Annotated in this window: 16 protein-coding genes; 5 read left to right on the top strand and 11 right to left on the bottom strand. The window is 44.0% G+C overall.

Going from position 1 to position 23228, the window contains the following annotated elements; translation table 11 throughout:
• Nucleotides 1-194: 194 nt before the first annotated feature.
• Nucleotides 195-680: a hypothetical protein gene (locus CWC03_RS18500; RefSeq protein WP_249314078.1), complete on the bottom strand. Its 486-nt coding sequence runs from the start codon at nucleotides 678-680 to the stop codon at nucleotides 195-197.
• Between the two features lie 410 nt (nucleotides 681-1090).
• Between CWC03_RS18500 and CWC03_RS18495 the strand changes: the two genes are divergently transcribed.
• The 3 genes from CWC03_RS18495 (at nucleotide 1091) to CWC03_RS18485 (ending at nucleotide 3402) form a co-directional block, all read left to right on the top strand.
• Nucleotides 1091-1963 (top strand): trypsin-like serine protease, encoded by an 873-nt coding sequence (locus tag CWC03_RS18495; RefSeq protein ID WP_010370258.1) that lies wholly within the window; start codon nucleotides 1091-1093, stop codon nucleotides 1961-1963.
• Between the two features lie 120 nt (nucleotides 1964-2083).
• Complete coding sequence (locus CWC03_RS18490) at nucleotides 2084-2896, top strand: response regulator transcription factor (protein WP_138583132.1); 813 nt, start codon at nucleotides 2084-2086, stop codon at nucleotides 2894-2896.
• 137 nt (nucleotides 2897-3033) lie between these two features.
• A complete protein-coding gene (locus CWC03_RS18485; RefSeq protein WP_138583131.1) occupies nucleotides 3034-3402 on the top strand; it encodes a VOC family protein in 369 nt (122 codons plus the stop codon).
• A gap of 73 nt (nucleotides 3403-3475) precedes the next feature.
• Here CWC03_RS18485 and CWC03_RS23900 read toward each other — a convergent pair whose 3' ends face one another.
• Nucleotides 3476-3601: a hypothetical protein gene (locus CWC03_RS23900; protein ID WP_283234900.1), complete on the bottom strand. Its 126-nt coding sequence runs from the start codon at nucleotides 3599-3601 to the stop codon at nucleotides 3476-3478.
• 1385 nt (nucleotides 3602-4986) lie between these two features.
• Here CWC03_RS23900 and CWC03_RS18475 point away from each other — a divergent pair.
• Together CWC03_RS18475 and CWC03_RS18470 are read left to right on the top strand one after the other, a co-directional pair.
• Nucleotides 4987-5838 carry a TIR domain-containing protein gene (locus CWC03_RS18475; protein WP_138583129.1) on the top strand — a complete coding sequence of 284 codons (852 nt, stop codon included), beginning with the start codon at nucleotides 4987-4989 and terminating at the stop codon, nucleotides 5836-5838.
• A gap of 96 nt (nucleotides 5839-5934) precedes the next feature.
• A complete protein-coding gene (locus CWC03_RS18470) occupies nucleotides 5935-6714 on the top strand; it encodes a hypothetical protein (protein ID WP_138583128.1) in 780 nt (259 codons plus the stop codon).
• A gap of 201 nt (nucleotides 6715-6915) precedes the next feature.
• Here the strand turns inward: CWC03_RS18470 and CWC03_RS18465 are convergent, their stop codons facing one another.
• From CWC03_RS18465 to CWC03_RS18425, 9 genes are all read right to left on the bottom strand, one after another.
• A complete protein-coding gene (locus CWC03_RS18465) occupies nucleotides 6916-7431 on the bottom strand; it encodes a cupin domain-containing protein (protein WP_138583127.1) in 516 nt (171 codons plus the stop codon).
• Nucleotides 7432-7540: 109 nt separating this feature from the next.
• Nucleotides 7541-10213, bottom strand: a complete 2673-nt coding sequence (locus CWC03_RS18460; RefSeq protein WP_138583126.1) for a TonB-dependent receptor — start codon at nucleotides 10211-10213, stop codon at nucleotides 7541-7543.
• Between the two features lie 74 nt (nucleotides 10214-10287).
• Entirely contained in the window at nucleotides 10288-11331 is a 1044-nt protein-coding gene (locus CWC03_RS18455) for a FecR family protein (RefSeq protein ID WP_138583125.1), read from the bottom strand.
• Nucleotides 11332-11354: 23 nt separating this feature from the next.
• Nucleotides 11355-11930, bottom strand: a complete 576-nt coding sequence (locus CWC03_RS18450) for an RNA polymerase sigma factor (protein WP_138583124.1) — start codon at nucleotides 11928-11930, stop codon at nucleotides 11355-11357.
• 97 nt (nucleotides 11931-12027) lie between these two features.
• Nucleotides 12028-14772 carry a family 20 glycosylhydrolase gene (locus CWC03_RS18445; RefSeq protein ID WP_138583123.1) on the bottom strand — a complete coding sequence of 915 codons (2745 nt, stop codon included), beginning with the start codon at nucleotides 14770-14772 and terminating at the stop codon, nucleotides 12028-12030.
• A 128-nt stretch (nucleotides 14773-14900) separates the two neighbouring features.
• Nucleotides 14901-17186, bottom strand: a complete 2286-nt coding sequence (locus tag CWC03_RS18440) for a beta-N-acetylhexosaminidase (protein WP_138583122.1) — start codon at nucleotides 17184-17186, stop codon at nucleotides 14901-14903.
• 351 nt (nucleotides 17187-17537) lie between these two features.
• Nucleotides 17538-20066 (bottom strand): TonB-dependent receptor domain-containing protein, encoded by a 2529-nt coding sequence (locus CWC03_RS18435; RefSeq protein WP_138583121.1) that lies wholly within the window; start codon nucleotides 20064-20066, stop codon nucleotides 17538-17540.
• Between the two features lie 110 nt (nucleotides 20067-20176).
• Complete coding sequence (locus tag CWC03_RS18430) at nucleotides 20177-22402, bottom strand: sensor domain-containing protein (RefSeq protein WP_249314077.1); 2226 nt, start codon at nucleotides 22400-22402, stop codon at nucleotides 20177-20179.
• 347 nt (nucleotides 22403-22749) lie between these two features.
• The gene (locus CWC03_RS18425; RefSeq protein WP_138583120.1) at nucleotides 22750-23094 is read right to left on the bottom strand and encodes a VOC family protein; all 345 of its coding nucleotides are present in this window, start codon (nucleotides 23092-23094) and stop codon (nucleotides 22750-22752) included.
• Nucleotides 23095-23228 lie beyond the last annotated feature (134 nt).

Genomic DNA, 23228 nt, shown 5'->3' with positions numbered 1-23228 from the left:
ATAGTTAGGTTTAAAGCTTGATTGGATTAACTGGATTAACTGGATTAACTGGATTAACTGGATTAACTGGATTAACTGGATTAACTGGATTAACAGCAAAACCTTAGATAGTTTTAGCGAATCGAAAACCAGTAACTTAACGTGCTGAGCAGCAGGGATTGGACCTCCGCCACAGCACTTTGATTATTAGGTCCCTAGAACCTTGTCGCTATGTTATTTATCACATTTTGAAACTGTGATTGTTGCCCAAAAACCTCTATTTTATGAATTACTTGTGCTTCAAGAATAAACACTACCCCGTGTGCTTCCTCTTTGTTGTAACTACTAAATATCGTAATTTCTTGAATAGATATTTGTTGAACATTCTGTATTTGATAGGTGCTTGCGACCTCTTCTGAAAGTACCTGGAGCCAAGCAGGCAATTTCACTCTTGAATCGACCTCAAACAAACTCCGTATAAATTGATGTTCATGCCCAGATAAATCAACAGCAGGTACAAACTTTTGCGGATCTAACGTTTCGTGAAGTAATTTACTGTCTTTAAACGCCAACACTAACGTTTCAGACACATGCGAAATAGTGATAGGTGAATCAACCTTTAACTTGACGACCTTCGATAAGATAAGCTCTTGAGCGCTAACCTGCACGCCCCAAAGCAATAGAAAAGTTGCAAATATCATCCTTATTATGCGTTGTTCCTTTCAATTTATTTTATGTGATTACCGCAAAGCGATTTAGCTTTCAGACATCTCCTTGCAAGCAACTCGCTTTTGATTGCATAAACGGCAAACAGCCTAGCCTAGATCACATAAATTAACTTTACCTTAATGCTGTTACCTCACAAACTTGATTGCACCAGTCACATTTCTTATCAATTATGTTCCAACTAATTTGCAATATTTTTGGCGTCATAGCATGACAATAACCATTTGTTTTTATTTCTTTTAATCTGGTGAACGTGCAGATATTTTTGAGGGGGAGCGTCGTATGAAAATAGGTACATTTATTGATGCATTGAAAAGAAAGTTTCAGTATGATGATTTATTGGCCGCTTTGGAAATAATAACAACATAATAAATAAGGAATAATGATGAAATACCTTGCCATTTTTTTGCTCATGTTTGCCTCTTTTCAGAACCATGCGGTTGTCAAAAGACATGATGTTGACCCTGACTTGTATAAGGTTAACAGCATTCCGCAGTTTTATGTTGATATGCCATTCCAAGGCGGTTCGGTGTTAATTGATAAGCATTGGTTGTTGGCACCAGCTCACGTCATTTATACGTTTATGTATGACTACCAAGACAAACCTATCATGGTGCATGGTGTTGAAAATCAAATTGCACAAATCATTATTCATCCGGATTACAAAAAGGTAGAAGGTGATTGGAGTGAAGGCGACCCGACACCGCTTATGGAGCAGCTAAATAACGCCAAAGATATTGCATTAATTCGCTTAAGTAAGCCAGTAACACATATTCAACCCATCGCTATATATGAGGGAAATGAAGAGTTAGGCATGGAAATAACTGGGTTTGGTCGCGGCGCTATCGGAACGGGGATAACGGGTGAAGAGCACGATTCTGAGGGACCAAGCCTAACGACCTATGCATGGTATCAAGTCACCAAATTTTTCTCAGATTGGGCTTTCACTCAAGACGACTATCAAATGCATGTTTACAACAACGTGATCACAGAAGCAAAAGCCCACTGGCTCAGATTTACCTTCGAACAAGGAGCCGATGCGCTACCGTTAGAAGGCACCATAGGCTCTGGAGATAGCGGCGGCGCAGCAATCATTTATCAAGGCTCAACACCGGTATTGGTTGGATTAGCAGCGTGGCGAGAAATTGAAGGCGATTTGGAAAATTATACTTTAGGCAAATACGGTTCAACCGCAGTATTAACGCGTGTATCTTATTACCAAGATTGGATAAATAAGCATATCAATAAAGGTCAGTAGCAAGTATAGCGCTTCTAAAAGGCAGACCATAAAACGGTTGCTAAATTTACCAGCGTCTAATCTAGGTTAGTTTTTATTTGCTGTAAATTTCAACCGTCCATAGCTAGATGCGGAGGTTTTATGGATTACAGAAAATTTTCACCTAGTGAAAATTTATCCTCATTTATCAATTGCTTTTGGACATTGGAAATTACAGCAGATAAAAATGCCGCAAAGCAACGTATTGTCCCCGACGGCTGCATTGAGCTGGCGTTTATATTGGGCGACGATATTAAGCGCTATACATCAGAACATGAATACATACTGCAACCGCGCGCAATGGTACTTGGCCAAACCGTTTCACCTTTTTATATTCAACCAACCGGATACGTTCAAACCTTTGCAGCCAGCTTTTTTCCTTATGCCTTTTCCCACTTTATTTCGGAGCCTATAAAAAACTTAAAAAACCAGGAAACATCGATTTACGAACTGTTTAAACACGATGAGGCCACAAAGCTTGAAAGTGATATCATCCAAGCGCGAAACACAAGCCAAAGGATCGAAATTTTAGAGGCCTTTCTCCTTCACAAGCTCAGCGACCCGCAGAGAATTGAGCACATAGTAAAAACAACGGTAGACATTATCTTTGCACAAAATGGCGATATATCGGTTAATGCAATCACCAAATCAAACCTCAACAACAGGCGCCAACTAGAGCGGAAGTTTTTAGACCTTGTCGGTATTAGTCCAAAACATTTAAGTAAACTTGTACGCTTGCAAAGCGCGTTAACACTCCTCATAAATCGAGAAGACAACCTCACCAACATCGCGTACAAAAGCAATTACTATGATCAGTCTCACTTCATTAAAGACTTTAAAGCGCTCACGGGGGTAAGCCCGCGAGCGTTTCTCGATGACGAAAGCATGACGCTTTCACGGCTTTTCTATAAATAGTCCTGTCGCTTTTTTACAATTAATTGTTGTCTCCCCGCATTATCTTAAAGTCGAACTCGTTGAGCCTTAAACGAGCCCAGTAAACCCAACCTAGTCACCAATAACTAGCCGACACACAATAAAATAAGGACGATAACATGCACAGCTTTGCATCAATTTTTGAAATTCCAGCAACCGACTTAACCCGCGCCGTAAATTTCTACAGCCGCATTTTTGCGGTCTCCATTGAAACCATAGATATGCCTGAAATAACAATGGCACTCTTCCCGTACGAAGAGCAGTCTACCGTAGGTGTGATTGTTCAAGGCGAAGGTTACACTCCTTCCAGCACTGGCCTCACTCTGTATTTAAACGCGGGTGAAGATTTACAGCAAGTGCTATCGAAAGTAGAAGAAAGCGGTGGAAAAATACTGACCCCCAAAACCCCACATGCAGACGAAAGCGGCTTCTTCGCGTTATTTTTAGATACAGAAGGCAATCGGTTAGGCCTGCACTCACCAAAGTGAATTCGCGTTTTCATGGTAATTGGAATGAGTTAATACTTGCGATATAACTCTGCCCATAAGCAGAGTTTAATTTTTAACCGAGGTAAGTTTGCCATATTCGCTTATCCCATAACACTTTGCTTGGATATTGCTGTTTTTGCGCCGCTTTGGGCTTTACTACTTTTTCCGATCTTTCTGTTGGTTGACTTTGATTAATCATTATTTTGCCCTCGAGTATGACCTCTTCGAAGTGCACATAAAGGGCAGTGAAGATTTGCATGTTTTCGCTCAAGACTAAAGTAATTGCATTGCCCGCTTAGCATGATGTACAACAACTTAAAGTATGATTCTTTTGGTTTTACTTTCTGAGTTTGTTCCTTCATCACTCACCACCTTAAAAATTAAAAAAGTGTGAATAAATAGTCTTATGAATACTTGAACGCATTTTGTACTCACCTGCACTTACCATTTTTTCTTGCTATAGAAGTAAGAGAATATATGAGCTTGCGTCTAATATTTTTGACGATTTACAGTGGTTACCGATCAGGGTGAGAGCATACTTCGTTAACGACCATTAACCGAAGATAAGCTCTGCCCTGGGTGCTTAAGACACCTCACTCAACTATTGGCTCATCCGTCCTGAGCACTTCTCTTCTTTAAAGTCACAACTGGTTAAACGATATTGAACGCAGTTACCAGTTAAGCAGCAGGTGTCGTGGATATCGCCGGGTAAAAACACTCGGCAATCGCCGGCTTTGAGCCTATCTATTCCTCGGGATACAGTGTGGATTTCATCCTTGTGATGGATGTCACTTATTTTCCTTTTTGGTAAAAGTGTTTTGCAATATCTTTATACCGTACTCTCCCGTTAAGGGGAAGGAGTCCATACATCTCCCACAAAACTACTTAGACTGTTAATTAGGAGGCGATGCAGATAGTTTTTGTAACCCTTGCAAACAGCTTCATCGTAAAAACGTAGAAGATCTTACAAGCAACTTATTCCCCCTCCATCACACCCGAAAAGCATAAGCTGATATGCAATGTGCCGACAGGATGTCGGCTAAGTCTTGTCTGGCATCATGGACGTGCCTTACAAGACGGTTGCACTATATCGGCTTAAGATTTGAGGATTAAGTGTGATGCTGGGGCGGCGTTTTCTTGGTTCGTTCTTTTGCGTCGTTTCAAAAGAATGAACGAGGAGCGCATGAATGCGCTTTGATATTAACCAAGGAAGGGATGCTTGATTAGGACTGTTTTGTAAAATCAAGTAGTTAACCTGCTTAATTGCTCAGACTAGCGGCCTCTGTATGCTTAAAAAATATAATTGCTCATCAAGCCAAATTTAGGTGTAATGAAAACATAATAAGCACTGAGTAATGCAGGGAATGCTTACGTAATAATAGCTGAGTAGACTAGCTAGGTTAGCTAGAGCCTCCAAAAAGCCTATTTTTCTAAGTAAGCCATAGCATAAATAACACCAACTCTGATACATCGAGTTGGTAGCGACTCAGTCCAACAAGCGATTGTACAATATAAACTGTGTGTCGCTTAAATATTAAAATGTTATGTTCACTTCGGCACTACCGTAGCCCATGAGGAAAAGCTTTGAATACTTATTATCACGTAATATTAGAAACAACTGAAGTCGACTCGAAAGGAAAGCGAAACAGCGAGTACTTATTCGACTGTCAAGACTTAGGTGAGTTATATGAGGATGTAATTGATCCTTATGTTAAAAAGAAAGAGCTTTACATTTCTGGCAGGCAAATAGATTTCGAAAATGTTCACTCTTTAATTGTTAAATCCTCTTCGCAGCCAATAAGTTCTTTGGTTGATGCAGCTAGAAATAGAGTGCCTTCTGGTGTTTTTTATGTGCCGATAGCTCCTAGTGTTGTTCGCGGGAATCAAGGGTTAATTGATGTCACTAAAAAATTAGTAAAGCAAAAAAGAGCTGAGCTCGCAGAAACTCAAAACCAGTCTTCATGTACCCCACTTGAAATCACTAAAGACGCAAAAAAGAAAGTGTTCATTGTTCACGGCCATGATGATTTAGCAAAAACACAAATGGCTAGGTTCATCGAAAAGGCAGGGTTGGAACCAGTAATTTTACATGAGCAAGTGAGCTCGGGAATGACCATTATCGAAAAGATTGAGTCATATAACGGAGTAGGCTTCGCGGTAATTCTCTATACCCCCTGTGACTTTGGTGGCTCTAATAAATCGGATGCAACCCCTCATCCTAGGGCGAGGCAGAATGTTGTATTTGAACATGGCTACTTTTTAGGGCATTTAGGTCGCTCTAAAGTATCGGCATTCGTGAAAGGCGACATAGAAACGCCTAATGACATTAGTGGTGTAGTGTACACATCATTAGATGATGCTGGTGCCTGGAAAATGTCATTGCTTAAAGAGCTTAAAGCTGCAGGTTATTCAGTTAATGCCGAGTCATTAATTTAGATTTCGAACATAACAAGTGGCTGCTGCGGACATGCCTATGCTGCGCTCCGGCGCGCCGCAAAGCCAAGCGTTATAGCTACACGTGAATAGGAGCTCATGTTGAAGTCAGATAAGAAGCAAGATGGGGCTCAGAAAATATTGTCTGAGCCGGTGTTGGTTGCATTTCCTGAGAACGCAAAGAAAGTTAGAAGTCATCTTATGATTCTATGTTTTGTTTCCTTGTTTCTTACCTTGGGAGGCGTCGGTATAGATCCATCATCTACATTTTTCGGGTTAAAGTTCAAAAATCTTGATGATGAATTGATATTTTATGGACTTGTTGTTCTTCTGGTTTATCAGCTAATTCAATTTGTTTGGTACAGCTACGATGCTTTACAGGAGTGGGAGCTGAGAACAACGGGAACCAAAGGGGCATTTTCTCCTGTAAATAATCGGAATTTTGAGGAAAGTGTTCATCCTGATTTTCCATCAGATGCTAGAAACTCAACTTTATATTATTGGTGGAAAACACAAACACAATACATTGGAAACTTAGAGCCTTTATTTAACGATGCCAAAGAAAAAATGGATGAGTTTGAAAAAAGAGTCCATGAGGCAACTGACAGAGGTAACCTATCTAGAGACACGCAGAACATAAGTACTCATGTAAAGCCTCTAAAAAAATCTTGGGCAGAAGTTTCATCATCTCTAAAAGCCATTGAAGAAACTCTAGGTTCAGACCAAATACCTGTCTCACTTGGTATCTTCGAACGTCGCTTTAAATTTTTTCTTGTCAGCCAAAACCTAAGATGGATTTTAGTTGAATATGCAACTCCAATAGCTTTAGCTTCAGTGTCACTGTATTTTATTTGTGAAAGGTTGGCGTCAAATGGGTAAAGCTATAACAAGGCGTGGCACAGGACTTTCTGTCGATTCTAATTCATAACTGTCCAAAAACGAGCTTTCTGAACGTCAGCTACCATAATTGACTGCAAGCTATCATGGTAGCTGTTAAACGCCGCTATTTGCACAAAACGCCATGGTTAGATGTCAGCGAAGACAATTAAACCCACTATCGCCTTGAGTTTTTGCAAACCACTACATCTCACTTAAATACTGGATCATCCGTCCTGAGCGTTTTTCTTCTTTGAAGTCACAACTGGTTAAACGATATTGAACGAAGTTGTCTGTTAAGCAGCGGGTGTCATGGATATCGCCGGGTAGAAACACTCGGCAATCGCCGGCTGTGAGCGTGTCTGTTCCTCGGGATACAAGGTGGGTTTCGCCGTTTGCTGTGGTGATGGGTTTGTAAGTTGTCATTTCCATTTCGCCAGATTGCACAGCATAAAATACCCAACCTGCGCCGTGATCATGGGGCGGGCGGTACGTGCCCTTTTCTTCGGCATGGACTAGCAGCATAAAACCATGGTCAGGATCTTGGTAGAGTGTTTTTGATGCCAGTCTTTCACGCATAATGCTCTCAAGCCAAGGCTCGTGCGGTGGAGACTGAGTAAGCTCACTTAACAACTCACGTACTGTTACTGTGGTGCTTGAATTTAGCCCGCTCCAGTTGGCTTTTATGTCATTGACGATTCTATCTAAGCTATTTTGCATTGCCTCTGCCTCTTACCGTTTGGTCACTGTCATTCGTTTAAGAGGAGCATACAACTTCAAGTTCACTTTAAGTCAAGCAATAGAATTGCTCGAATAAGAACGGTTTTGTTTAAAACTGATAACTTAACGAAAGTTTGATGGTGCGACCAAAAATGGGTCTAGCGTAAAAGATGGCCTCTTGATGGCTTAAATCGTCCCTAGGGTTGCCCTCAGTCAATCCCAAAGCATTGGTGAGGTTTTTAACCTCAAGCTGTGCGCTGATCTGTTCATTAATTGCCAACTCTGTAAATAAATCCCATGTTTGATAGGCCGGTAAGGCAAACCGATTGGCGATATCGGAATAGCGCTTACCAACATACGACCAGGTGATAGCCGCGGTAATAGGTCCTGCTTTGTATTCCGGCGTCAGTCGTAGTTGTAACTCCGGCGTGCGTGTTATTTGATTGCCATTAAATTCGCTTTGTGGCAATTGCTTGGGAATGCCATAAAACCCAGCGTCTTGCCACACACCTATTGCTCTAAATTGCAAGGCTGGACTATATTGATAGTCAAATTCGAACTCCAGCCCTCGTGTTTGGGTATTGATTGAAACGGCTTGTTGAGTCGTAGCCGCGCCGCGATATACCGTGAGCGGGAGCGGATCAAACTTAGTCTCAAATAACGCGCCACTAAACTGCCAATCAGCGGTTTGATAACGCAGTCCAACTTCACCTAACGCCAAGCGAATGGGTTGACCAAAGTCTTGTTGTACGCGCTCCTCTTCACTTTTGGCCCACCCGCGGCCATTGCCGTAATTAATGAGCCGTGGCATTTCAAAGGCGTCGGAGTAACGTGCAAATATCGCCATCGCGTCGCCAATTTGGTAATTTGCGCCAATGCTGAGCGCATTTTGCGTAAAGGAATCACGTAAAGTGGTAGCCGGGAGATAGTGAGAATAAGCGGCTTTTGATGAGTTCGTGTACGACTTTACCCCCTCTAGTAGCGTGCTGGTGAGATTAAGGTGTTCGTTACGAAGTGCCAGGTCAACTCTAAGGTTTTCAGTGAGCTGCCAGTCTATATTGGCATACAACGAATGTGATTGAGACAAGCCGCTACCGCTTAAATAAACGGGACCGGCGTAAGATAAAAAGCCTTGCTCGGTAAAATTGGCAATCACATTTTCTTGCCCATCAACCAGTACGATGTCCAGTCGCTCGGGTTGATGCTTTACATCCGTTAGCAACGCGCCAAGCCATTTATCTAGTGGTAACTCATCGAAATCACTTCGTGCGTAAATATGGCCGAGGGTCAGTGACCACTGCGCGTCGAGATAGTCCACACTAAAATGATTTACCAGCTGCTGTTGCTTATAACGTGAATATAAAGGATAGCTAGCGGTCACGAGACCATTACCATTAAGCGTTGCAGGGTTGGCAACTAAGGTGTTATCTGAATACCGTAAGTATCGAGGGCGCAATGCGCTATTTGCAAAATGGCGTTTAAATTCGGTGATATCGGCGTGTTGCAATCGGCTTGTGGCGTCGACTATGGTTTGGTTGCCTAAATTCATTAAGGTATACAAGTCATTGTTTAAGCTTGAAAATCGCGTACGATTACTCAGGTTAACAGATTCAAAAAGTGGTGTGTTAAACAGTAAAGTGTAGCTGTTTAGGCGTGTTTGCTGGGCGTCTTCTAAGTCACGCTGCACGCATCCTTCCGGAGTGAAGAAGGTGAGCGACCTGAGATCGTCGCTCAGTAGCGTCCCATCGTCATAAGGCAGACTCGCCAGCTCTCGAATTTCGCCGCTATTTTGCATCACTAAAGGCGCGTAAAAGCTGGTTTTATCGTTTAAATGTTTATAGCTAAAATCAAGCTCAAATGCGTCGGTTAACCAGCTCACGCGCGCACTCACTTGGCCGCCTAAGTCGCTTTGATAGCCGGGCTCCCGAATACCGTCGGAGATACGATAAAACCCACCTGCCGTATAAAACCATTCATCATTCAACGCTCCGCTAAACACGCCATCAAAACGGGTGTAGTCATAGCTCAATCCCTGACTCACTTTCACTAAATTAAAAGGATTTTCTGAGCCTCGCCTGCCGATATAGTTCACCATTGCCGCAGGCCCGTTCACGGCAAAAATACCGCTACTGCCGCCCCGCACCGCTTCAATGGCTTGATGGGTTAAGTCTGGACGTAAAAAAAAGTCCCCCCAAATACCGTCATAGGTCACGGGTAAACCATCTTCCATCAGGCTGATAAATCTAAACCCTTCGCCGCCTCTAAGTCCCCTTGGCGCAACGTTATTGTTAGTTTCACCACCCGAGTCTTCAACCCAAAAACCGGTGATATTTTTGAGCGCTTCTGCGCTGGAATACGGTGTTTGTTTTTCAAGTTGCAGGCTTGCAAGCTGAGTGATTGAAATTGACGAGTTTAAAATGCTACGGTTTTTGCCGCTTACACCCGTTACGATAATACGCTCAAAGTGTTGTGCAGACTCAAGTTTTTTAGGAGTCACAAAAATACGCTGCTGCTCTGGGTCTAGGGAAAAGTCGTAGGCGGCTTGCTGAAAGCTGGTGAGCAAGACTTGTTCGAGGGTGTAGCGGCCGGTTACCTGCTCAACACGAATGTTATCTGGAATTTCGGCTGCACTTAACTGCCAGCCACTTTGCGCAGCAATATCGAGTAAACGCTGCTGCAAAGTCGCTTTAGGCAAGTTAAATTGATGATCCGTGGTAGCAAAAGCAACGCCACCAAACCATATTAACCACGCTAACAGCGGGATTAATAGCTTGAATAACATAGTTTAAATCAATGTATTTATTATTGTATAAACTTTGTACCACTTATATTGTGACTTTGCTATGACACTTTTAGCTAATTTGCGACTAGGGTGTATTCCTCGCCTTTTTGCATCACAGTGATTGGATAGATTTTTTCTAAACTGTTGAGCCAATCGCCTATTTCAGTGGTTAAAAAGGTGCCATTGTAGGTCAGTTTTGCTAGGCGTTGATCGCTTAACTTCACTTTGATTTCGCTATATCGCGACACGTCACTAAGCACATTGCCTAATTCTGCGTTTTGATACACTAAGTAGCCTTTTTGCCACGCCATGGTCAACGCTTCACCTTGGGCTTTACTACGGGTAACTTTGCCTTGCTGTGTAACCTCTACCGCTTGCCCTTGGGTCAATTTGATTGCTTGTTGCTGAGTCACAGCCACACGGCCCTCAAGCACATCAACTCTAATTGAAGCCGGATTGGCGCGAACATTAAACACTGTGCCTAGCGCCTCAACTTGGTTGTTTTGGTAGCGCACGATAAACGGTCGCTGTTTGTCTTTACTCACGCTAAACAGCGCTTCACCTTGATACAACAGCAGTTCTCTTGAAGTGTTGCTGTAGCGTACAGCCAATTGGCTATTGGCCCCTAAATCAACCTGACTATTATCATCAAGGGTAATGGTGCGGTGCTCATTGACCTTAGTTTGAAAGAACTCGCTGTACACTGTATCGACTGTTGCTGGCTTAGCACTGGCAACAGGAGCTTGCTGTAGTGGCTGCTCTGGTGCCATAAAAGTCACCAAACCAACCAGCAGCAAAGTCGCGGCAATCGCAAGATACCAAGACTGAGCGCGGCGTTTGGATAATGGCTTAATGTCAGTTGCAGCCGTGGCGTTTTGTGCATCCAGCTGTGCAAGCTGCTGAGTAACATAGTCATCGTCAAGTTGGGCTGAAAGCGTCCAAAGCTCCAACATGTTGTTGAACACATCACTGTGTAGCGGATCTTCAGCTAACCAAGCGTTTAGCGGCTGTGGATAATGAGTGCTGTCATGAGGTGAGATCTGCTGCTCGTCTAAGACTAACAACCAATCAGCGGCTTGTTCTTCAATTATAGCTAAATCGTCAGATAATGGAGTCATGTTTATATCCTTAACACTCATGATCAAAGCTCATGCTGTAACTGCTGGTAGCAATGACGAACTGCACGTAATACATATTTTCTTACCATACTTGGGGATATCTGTAAGGTCAAAGCTATCTCCTCATAGCTTTGACCACGTATTTTATACAATAAAAAAGCCAGCCTACATTTGTCGGGTAAGCTTGCGAGAGACTTTTCCATTTCTTTAAGTAGCTCTTGGTTGTGGTGGTTTTGTTCAGGGTTAGCACTTGCACAAGGCTGTGGCATTTGATCGCTATCGTGCTCACGATCATCAAACGGGCTACGCGCTTTACGCCGCAGCTTATCAATGGCCAAATTGGTTGCAATTTTATACAAGTACGCGGCGATATAGTTGCTGACATTATCCTGCTCAAGCCCAAGCAATTTCACAAACGCCTCTTGGGCAACGTCTTCCGCCTCACGTTTGTCTAACCCTTTGCCCATAATGTGGCGGATCAGCTTTTGCTGTTGTTTTAAAAACAACTCCTCTACTTGCTGACGACGTGCAAGGTCGTCGTTTGCAGCTACCTTAGTGGTATCGACTGCTTTACGCTTAAAAGATAATAACGGTGGCATGAATACGCATCCTACTCTTCCATTTGTGTTAGCGTGCAGCGAACCCATAAATAGCCAAAAATTAATAAGTTCGCTGGCGTTGCTTAAATCAACTTGCTTAATTAACCGTTGCGACTCGGCTTACCTTGCCCGAATCACTCACCGTTCTGAGTTGTACTTTAGATGACGCGGTCAATGTCACAGGCCCTTCATAGCGATGCCATGTTACGCCTTGGTCAATCGAATACTCCGTAGCCATGCCAACAAACCGGGTATTGACGATTAACTTACCGCCTTCAATCGCGCCTCCAGGTAATGGAATACGATAATTTACCCCTACCTGCTGTGGTATTTGAGCATTAATATCGACCACTTGGTAATAGTCCAATAGTGGTAGAGCGTATTGTCCTAAGGTATTGGTAAAGGTGTGCCAAGCCTCGGTAGTCGCCGTGCCTTGCGCTGGCATATCTTGCACCCATGCACGTTCAGCGGCACCCAACAATTTCGGGAAAGTCATATAATCAAGAATTTCTGGTGACTTTTGGTTTTCGCCAAATAGTTGCGCCTGAATACCTTGAACATTTTGTTTACCCGCTTCGCTCAGTAACACCCATTTTGGGTCCCACGGCACTGGATTGCCGAGCTTGTCACGCTCTGCATTGGCGTAAATATTAAACGGACGATATTCAAACGCCTTTTTGGTATCTGTGTAACCTGCCCAGTGATAGCCTATTTCATCAGGATGTTTGTTATACGCAAGGTCAAGATACAAGTTTGTCGCATGGGCCAGCACGACTTTGTAACCTTGGTTAGCAAACTTGTAGGCCTGATGCTCATTGCCCCAACCCCACACGTTATTCCAAAACACGGGGAATATCTCACCGTAACTTACATTACCCGTACCATTGTGCGATAACACATCGCCCCAAGTTGCCATATCAAAGCCATGCAGATTGACTATCTGCTTCCAGCGTAAAAAGAAGTAGTCAAACAGCTCTGCATCGGTTTTGCCCGCCGTAGCTGGATTTTGATCGACCGCTGGAGATTGCGCCCACCATTCATTCGGACCTAAATGTGGCAGCTCGTCACCACCGCCATGCAACCGAGTCAATGTCGCATCGGGCACGGCATCATAAATAGCACGTGTTTCTTTCACCACATGGTTGAGGAAAGTAAAGGTGCTCTCAAGTGCTGGGTTCACAAAGTTGTCGGTATAAAATTGTGGGGTGTAATACTGCGACTGGTCGAGCGGATCAATCAATCTAAAACGATTTGCTTCAACTGGGTCGCTATCTTTGTATTTGTTGTAGCGATATTCCATCGCTTTGATTGCTGCGCGCGCATGGGCTGGAAAATCATATTCGATGATCACATCAATATGACGGTCAGCGGCATACTGAAGAATTTCTTTAAAATCATTCACCGTGTAGTAGCCCCAGCCTTTACCGAGAAAGTTTTGCTGAGCAATTTCAAAGCCCTGATAACTAGGCGCGATACCTAAGTTTGCAGCGGTTTCATCCGTGGGTTTATTTTCAATCCCATCTCCTGCTGCAAAGCCATTGGCAGCTCCCATAAACGTATGCAGCATCGTGCTTTCGCTCAGGTCATACCCCCGCTTTGCCCCAAACTCCGTGAGTTCAGGAATACCGGGTATTTCTAGTCGCCAACCTTCATCGTTGGCAAGGTTAATTTCAAATTTGTTTAACTTGTAAAATGCCATTAAGTCCAACAACTTAAATACCGTTTCTTTGCTTTGGAAATTACGCGACACATCCAGCATCATGCCTCGATATTCAAATCGTGGTGCATCCAAAATAGTGCTAGCGGGTAGTACGGCATTGTCGGACAAAGTGGCTGAGTTTTTAGCCGCTTTATACACAGTAGTGGGGATCATTTGACGAAGTGTTTGGATACCATAAAACACCCCTTGGGCGTCACTTCCGGTGATGGTGATCCCCGAGAATGCATCGACTTCAAGCTTATAACCACTAGAGTCCGGCTGATTGTCTTGATTGGTATCGAGATTTGGGTCTAGCTGCAACTTGATGAGGTTCGGGCCATTTTGCACAGTGCTATTAATCGCAAATGTGCCACTCAGAATATCGCGCAGCGCAGTTTGTAAGAAAGTGGCTTCTTTAGCCAATGATGCTGGCGCTGAAATGCTGGTTAATTGGCTCATCAAAGTTAAGAATTCATCATTCGGTGTGACCACTGAATGGGGCTGTGGAACCAAGCGATTTTTCAGCGGCAATGCCATGTGCGTTGCGCTGTTTTCGGCGAATCGGATGGCGGACGTTTGCACCGGCATATTATCGTTAACCGCTTGCTTTGTTTGTTTTGGATCGCTTGGGTCCATCACCACGTCCACCAGCACAGCTTGAGGCGCTTGATTATTGTAGCTAATGTGAAAACCCGACGGTGAGTCGTTTTTCAGCATTTGCCAATACTGTGCAACGATTTCAATAGTACGAGATTCACCCGGTTGAATGGGGGCAAAACCCGCGGTGGGCTTAAGTACAAAGTAATCACCACTTTTTGCGTCATCGGCATTTTCTAAACTTAGATTCTGTGCGGCGATATGCTGGCGCGCATACTGACCATTTGGATCTGAGTCTGGTAGTACGCTTGCAGGCGGCCTTACCGAGCTAAAATAAAGCGCCCAGCCAGACTCACCCAATGGCTCAAGACCATTATTAGTAATCGTCAGACTGCCAAGAAAAATATTCTCTCCAATGCCATGATCCACGACTTGCCAGCGTAATGCTAAGTTATCTGGGTGAGGATATGCGACGCTGTAGTGGCTCGCAGTCAACAAGGCTAAGCCTGACAGTGAGGCAGTAATTATCTGTTTTTTTGCAAACATGTTGGCTCCTAAAGTATTGTTATTGTTCGGATAGAGCGCGTACTGCTGCCACTCTACCTATGTAAACGTTTGAGCCGAGGAAATTGGGAATAGAATCGTAAATAAAGCCCTAATTAGGGCTTGTGTGATTAATATACCGCTATTTCATCGATATACAGGGGAAGTTTGGGGATTTGAATATCGTCAGATTGCTTACTATTAATGGCCACCACCTTTAAAAAGCGCACACTTACAGGAGCAAACGACAACACCGACATGGGCCCACGCGGATTATTAACCTCAGCTAACGTTTGCCACTGCTGTTTATCACTTGAACCCAGCACTTGAATATGTGTTGGCGGGTGCAGTTGTCTATGTCGCCCGCTGTCAAAGCCCAGCTTAACCTGCTGCACTTGCGTTGACGCATCTAAGTCAATGACCGCCTCAAGATCGGTATCGTAAAAAATCGCATAATCATCAACGCTGTAAAATTGATCATAAGCAAATTGACCATCCTGCAGCTTAGTCGCAGAGCCTTCGGCGGCTAACGAGGCGAGCGTTATTTCTTTTCCCAGCGCTAAATGAGGTGAAAGCGTTAAACGCGCATCGCCTACCAATTGCCCTAAATCGCTTACATAACTGCGGGCGCGAAGCTGCGTTTCGTCAGTTATCACTAGCGGCTTTTGATATTGCTGCGATTGTAGCGTTGGCTCGCTGCCGTCTAAGGTATAGTAAATAGCCGTGTCGGCAATTTCAGAGGTAATGGTGGCGACGAGCCGCTGACCGTTAATCTCGCTTGAAATAATAGGCTTATGGCTACTATAAGCGGTATTAAGGTGCATCTGCTGGTAGCGTTTTAAAAGCGCGGGTAACCGATATTGGCTGTAATCAGACCACGACTTTTGTGTTTTATTCGACCACAATGTTTCGGCCAGCGCACTCAAGCGTGGAAACAGCATATACTCAGCATGGCGAGGTGTTTTTATATATTCAGTCCAAAGTGCACCTTGCGCACCAATAATAAAGGCTTGTTGCTCAACGGTTAAGTGGCTGGGCTGTGGCTCATATTGATAAACGTTTTTTAGACTTGAAAGCCCGTGGATAGCTTTAGGCTCGTCAAGATTGCGCGATTGATAGGCATCAAAATAAATATATTGATAAGGACTCATTATCACCTGATGGCCCATTTTTGCAGCTTGAATGCCTCCTTCCGTGCCACGCCAAGACATGATCACGGCGTCATCCGCCACCCCTCCTTCTAATATTTCATCCCAACCAATTACCGTTTTGCCAAGATTTTGGACGATTTTAGCGACCCGTTTAATAAAATAGCTTTGCACTTGCTCAGGTGTGGTTAACTGATGCTGTTGCATCAACTTTTTCACCTCGGGGCTTTCTAACCACTGCTTTTTTATCACCTCATCGCCACCAATGTGGATATATTGGCTCGGAAACAGCTCGGCAACCTCTTTGTATACAACACCAAGAAACGCAAACACGTCTTCTCGGGGACAAAGCACATCTTCAAAAATCCCAAACTGCGGCTGCACCTTTACTGTGCGCTGATGGCAAGATAACTCTGGATATGCGGCAAGCATCGCACTGCTATGCCCCGGAATATCGATTTCAGGGATCACTTCAATATGTCGTGCCTGTGCGTACTCAATCACTTCCTTAATTTGCGCCTTGGTATAAAAGCCAGACACCGTTTTATTATCAAACAATGGTTGATAATCATAGGTATGGCCAACCACGGTATGAGGCCGTGTTGCCCCAATCTCGGTTAGTTTAGGGTACGCATCAATGGCAATTCGCCAGCCTTGATCATCGGTTAGGTGCCACTGGAAGACATTGAATTTATGCATCGCCAGCCAATCGATATAACGCTTCACAAAAGCCACATCGAAAAAGTGCCGACTTACATCTAAATGCATGCCACGGTATGAGAATCTGGGCTGATCTTTTATTTCTACCGCAGGTATTGCCCAACTCGCCTGATTGATGGGCATACGCGACTCAATCTCAGCAGGGAGTAATTGTCGCAGCGACTGCATCCCCCAAAATAATCCGGTCGCAGTATTCGCTTGTATTTCAACCCCTTCAGGTGTAACGCTCAGCGCATATCCCTCTTGAGATAACGCTGCATCGACAATCTTAAAGGCAATACTATTTTTAGTTGTGCTATCAGCCTGAGACACTGGCAACTGATAGCCCGTAGGCGAGCGCAAAAAGGTCGCTAATTGCTGCGCAACGCTTTGAGCTTGCTGCTGGTTAAAGGTAATTTTACTATCATGGGTAAGGTTAAAGTGACCATTACCAAAACTAGCGCTCACCGGTTTTGGGGTGATCTGTAGCGCTGCACAAAGTGGTGTGAGCAACAAAGAAAACAGTAATAAACTGCTTTGCAAAAATGTATAAAAGACACTCTGGTTCATAAATAACTTCCTGAGAAAAGCCCGCTTTTAGCGGGCTTGAGTGAACTAATGAGCACTGGGCAGTGTGCAAATTAGCAAGGGAAATACAGGGCCTAATGACCTTTGCTATTTAATTTTTGTTCCCTTGAGTGAGTTTTGGTCACGACACTCGACTTGCTACACAGTGGGCTGGGCAAAAAGTTAAGCAACAATGAACTAAGCGCACTCAGGTGAACCCGAAGGGCAGCGCTTGATTGGCATTTCTACTATGTTGTCGCCAGACTCACATAGAATAACTATGCTACGCCGGCTCCGCCTTGTATAAATACCAATCAAACAGCTGCAAAAACAAACTTAAAAGAACATTAGGCCCTAGAAATTAAGCGTCAGCGAGGCGCTGATGGTGCGTCCTAAGATCGGCCGAGCATAGTAATAGTCGTATCCTGCTTGAACATCGTTGATGGCCCGCGGGTTTCCTTCGGTTAACCCGAGCTCATCACTGATATTTGTCGCTTTCACATGCAGCGCAACCGCGTCGGTAAAGCGATAATTCACCCCCATATCGATTGTGGTGTAGGCAGGGAGCTCAAACTTATTCTCCCCATCTGAGTAACGCTCTCCTAGATGGTGAATAGTTAAATAGATATCACCATCGTCAAAGTAGTAGGTTGGCGTTAACCTAAGCTGCACTTTGGGTGTGCGCTTCACTTGCTTGCCTTCCCAGTGTGCAAATGCTCCGGTAAATCCTTCCATTTTTGGGTCTTGCAACACGCCAGTCAGCTCAAGCTGTAAATTGTCATGCGCCTGCCATACTGTTTCAAATTCGAGACCATCGGTGACAGTGTCTATCGTTTGGTTCGCCACCTCGCCATTGCTACCGGTAAAATTACGTTCCACTAAGTCATTAAATTTAGTTCTAAACAAGGTCAATGATGCACCGATTGAATCACCAGCATAGCGAGTACCCAACTCGCTAAAGGTTAAATTAACGCTGTGATTAAAGTCGGCATCAACCCCCGAGTGAATGTTCTGGCCAAAGCTCATTAGCCTTGGCATTTCAAAGGCATCGGCATAACGACCAAATACTGACACATCATCCGAGAAGGTATAGTTGAATCCCACCGTCCATGCGGTTTCGGTTTCGCTACGTGTTTTTGACAGAAATTTGTTTGACGGCATATCGACGTAATTGTTGGCAAGATTGTTATCTATATCATTACCAGCGCTGTCAAAAGCGCCCGCAACAGGCTGTGCAAATGTGGTTGCGGAGGCGGTGCTATCTAGCTCCAACCACTCAATCCGAACCCCACCGTCAATACGAAGGTTATCGGTTGCTTGATATTGTTCATTGATAAATAAAGAGTTGGAAGTACTGGTACCAAAAGCGGTTGCCTGTCCCCAACCAGGAGCATAACCCGTTGAGCCGTGGTCGGTTAGTTGACCCACTACTTGCTGATTACTGTTAACTGCAACAATATCGAGTAATCGAGCATTATCTTTTACTTCCGTTAAAAACTGCGATTCCCATTTATCAACTGGCAAGGAATCCGCATCTACATAGGCAAATAACCACCCGATGGTCAGCGTGTGCTGATCACCTTCATAGGTGAAATTGAGCTTATTAACAAACTGCTCAGCATCGTAGCGCGAATAAAGCGGGTAGCTTGTGGTGACTAAGCCGTTTCCGTTTAAATTGCTAACATCTGTCAGTATTTCACCACTATCGACGTATCGATACCGTGCGGCAACAGCGCCATCACTGGCAAACTGGTCCAGCATATTTTGCACATCTTGCTGCCCAAGTCGGGTATTGGCATTGACGAGCGTCGAGTTATCGAAGTTAAGCAAAATATACATGTCGTTTTCAAACTGTGAGTAACGGCCAGCGGTATTTAGCAGCCAGCGGTCGCTTAACTCCCAATCTAAGTGATAGCCCAGCGTACTAAACTTGGTATGCTGCCCATCTTTAAGGTCTCGTGTTTTATAACTGCCATCAGGCTGTAAATAGTGTAAAAAGCGCTGACCATTACCAATTAGGGTGCCATGCTGTGGGTCAACACCAGCAATGCCTTTAGGGTCACTTTGATCTCTAAGCGGAATAGGCACAAAGAAAGTGGTATGGTCATTGAGGTGTTTGGCAGACAGCGTGAGTTGGCCTTTGTCGAACTCACGCACTAAATTGAGTCGAAGTTGACCGCCGTGATCTGCGGTAAACTCTGTGTCTCTCACACCATCAGAACGACGATAAGAGCCACCGAACGACATTTTCCAGTTGTCACTAATGGGTGTGCCATAAAAGAACTCGCCGCGATACATGCCGTAATCGGCAGCAGTTAAGCGGATCGTCGCTTCTTCAATATCATCCGGTTTACGGGTAATAAAGTTTACTAACGCCGCGGGGCCATTGGTGGTCAGTAGGCCTGAGGTGCCCCCACGAACCGCTTCCATATGTTCAATCGTAATATCTTGACGCTGATAAAAATCAACCCAAACGCCGTCGTACACCACAGGTAGCCCGTCTTCTTCAACGCCGATGTAACGGAAGCCTTCACCGCCACGTAGTCCTCTAGGCGCAACATTATTGTTGGTTTCCCCCCCTGAATCTTCAACCCAAAAGCCTGGCACACTTTCCAGTAAATCCGCCGTACCTAGCGGAGCTTCTCGCGCCAACTGCTCGGCATTTAATGTGGTAATTGAGACCGATGATTCCAATTTAGTTTGGCCGCGCCCACCGCTGCCAGTCACGACAATTCGCTCAAGGTCGAGTAGTTTCTTTTTTTCTGTATTTTCTTGCGTTTCTTGTGCTTTTGTTTGTGCAACCGCAGTGTGCGAGCCCAATAACGCGCCACTGATCGCAAGCGCAATAAGGTGTTTGTTATAACGAGGTGTATTGTTGCTCATGATATTCCCTTCATTCTTGTTGTTGGCAGAGCAAGTGAGTAAAGCTCTGTAAATCTATAAACGAACGAAGGGAAAGTTTTAGGAATATTTTTTAGATAAATTTATCAATGCTAGTTTTGACCTAATCTGCGCCTTTCGATGCTCATATGGGTACTGAGAATCGGGGTTATCTCGGACTCTGGGGCGGGAGCAAAAAGGTGGTTGCCTTGAATAAGGTGACAACCGTTGAGGTTAAGAGACTTAGCTTGCAACGCACTTTCAACACCTACCGCCACACATTCTACATCCAAGCTCTTTGCCATCTGTACAATCAATTTTGCAATATCATTTTGTGAGGCAACCGACTGAGGGGTAGCAAGGAAAGCCGGTGGAATTTTAATGGTTTCAAACGTGAGCTTCTGCAAGTACAACATGCTGGTATGGCCAACACCAAAATGATCAATTGAGATCCGCATGCCAGTTTGCTCTAATTCCGCCATCACTTCCGGTGCTTTATCAAGTAGCTCTATCAGGTCAACTTCTTTGATTTCTATTTCAATTTGCCGAGATGGTAACTGATGTTGCGCAGCCTTCTCCATAAAGTTTTTTATCACTGTTTTATCGGTGAGTTCAGCAAGCGAAAAATTAAAGCTAACCACGAGATTATCGTACTCGTAAAACCATGTTTTCATCGCCTGAAAGGCCAGTGTTCTGAGCTGTTGCCCAATTTCTACCATCAGATCGCCATCACATGCCGCTTCAAAAAAGTCTTCAGGTACCAACAATTGTTCATCTTGTTGCCACCTTGCGAGCACTTCAAGTTTTTTAATCTTGCGGGTATGCGCATCGACGATAGGCTGGTAATAAGGAATAAACTCTCGATTATCTAACCCCTGAATGATCCGACTTTCTTGCACTAAACGCTGCTCCGACTCGTGATCTAGGCGTGCGTTATAAAATTGAAATTCCGTTTGTGTGGCTTTTTTAGCTCGATACATTGCGGTATCAGCGTGCTTTAACAAAGCTTCCGTGTTGTCACCATCATCAGGGTAAATTGCAACGCCAGCACTCACCGTGGCTTTTAGGCTGACTTGGCGCAAACAATATTGTCCATTAACGCTACTCAATACTTTACTCACCACTTTACGTACATATTTTTTATCTTGGATCCCGTCAATGAGTAACACAAATTCATCGCCCCCCATTCTGGCAACGGTGTCGCATCCTCGAATTTGCTGAGTTAATCGACTCGCAATTTCTTTGAGTAATAAGTCGCCATAATCGTGCCCCAGTGAATCATTGATTTTTTTGAATTTGTTAACGTCAATAAATACCAAAGCAAACTGGTGGCTCATGCGCTTAGCTCGTTTACAAGCCTGCACTAAACGGTCATGCAGCAATAAGCGATTGGGTAACCCAGTTAATGCATCGTGATGGGCAAGGTGATTCATTTTTTTCGCCATTAACCTCGACTCAGTTACGTCTTGAAAAACCATTACAGTGCCAAGGTAGCTGCCGTCTTTAGCTATAATAGGAGAGAAGGAATCTTGGATAGCAAAGGTAAGGCCAAGGTGATTGGTAATGGAAGTGAGTTCAGGTAAACAAATAGTATGGCCTTGCTTTAGGCAAAGCTCAGGAAATTTATTAACCGAAGCTTTGGTTTCTTCGTGATACATAGACATAACATCATCAAATCGCCGCCCGACCACTTCTTCATTTAACTTCGCGAGAATGGCTTCTGTGACAGGATTAATATAAGTGATCACGCCATTTACGTCTGTACATATCACGCCATCACCAATAGAGCTCAGCGTCACTTCGAGCAATTCTTTTTCTTCTTCTAGTGCCTGAGCGAGGCGATTTTCTCTGTTGCTAGTATTAAAATAACAGAGATATCCTGTAACGGTATCCGCGACTTTAATTGGTAAAGCAACAGGGCTAATAACTTTGCCACTGTGTTTGGTCGTGCAATTGCCATAGCTTTGCGTTATAAGCGCTTCGAACATGCTTGTTGCACCACTCTTCCCCTCGCCATGGATGTTACCGCTCACAGCGATTAAATTTTCAAGTTTTAACCCTATAACTGAGCTGCCAATATCCAATATGGATTGCATGTGGTCACTAGCTTGTAGGATCACGCCATCGCTGTCTAACACCATTTGTGGCACAGTAGAACCATCATCAATGATGATTTTTATAGTATCTTGAGCTTGCCACCAAAGCAGCGCGACAAACAAAAAAACCAAAGTGCTGATAATGATAAAAGCCAAAGGTGACAGCAAGAATAGGCCCAACTTATCGGCTATAAGTATGGTTGAGGAGAGTAAAGTACCAACAACTAAGAATGTCCGTCTCATTGTCTAATCAAACCTAAGTATGGTGATGATGCGTCTAGTGGTGTTTTGTAAAATAACAACCCTTGTCACCAGCACAGCTACGCTAAACCTAGACCAGTTAAATTGATCTGTAGGTTGGTTACGCGGTAAGCAGGTATCAAACACAAAGAAGTTTAGCATCAGTGTTTAATAACTATTGTTCACAATAGCAACGAATTCAAGTTTTTATCTGCTCTGAAAACGAAAGATGATCGCAGTAAAACCTCAGTATTTACGTGTGCTGTAAAGGGGCTTTACAACACACCATATGGTTATTTAAGCTGAGGTTTGAATAAGGAATGTGTCAACTTATTATTTTTAAACTCAGGTTATTTAGACCACACCGCAAATTCATTGCCGCTCGGCTCAATAAAGTGAAAGCGACGACCGCCAGGAAATTCAAATATAGCCTTGCTTATCTCTCCGCCCGCTTGCTTTACTTTGCTTTGCACAGCTTCCAATTCGTCGCTGTACAACACTATGAGCGCTCCACCTTGCGCTTGTTTAGAAGACACATCGGCTCGGAAAAAGCCACCGTCAAGGCCTGAATTTGCAAACGCAATATAATCTGGCCCGTAAGATTCAAATTGCCAATCAAACACCTGCTCGAAGAAAGCTTGTGTAGCTACTAAGTCTTTTGCTGCTAATTCTACATAGTTTATATGGTTGTTCATTTTTTATTCCTTTTAAAATCTGTGCTTCATTTATGCTGTTATCGCCTAGGGCCTGTTGACCTTTGCTGTTTGATTTTTGTTCTTCTGAGTGTGTTTTGGTCGCGACGCTCGACTTGCCGCCTTTTATTGTTTTC

Source organism: Pseudoalteromonas sp. S2755 (assembly GCF_005886535.1).
Classification (GTDB): Bacteria; Pseudomonadota; Gammaproteobacteria; order Enterobacterales; family Alteromonadaceae; genus Pseudoalteromonas.
The sequence above is the reverse complement of the archived record's forward strand: the minus strand, read 5'-3'. Positions and strand labels throughout refer to the sequence as shown.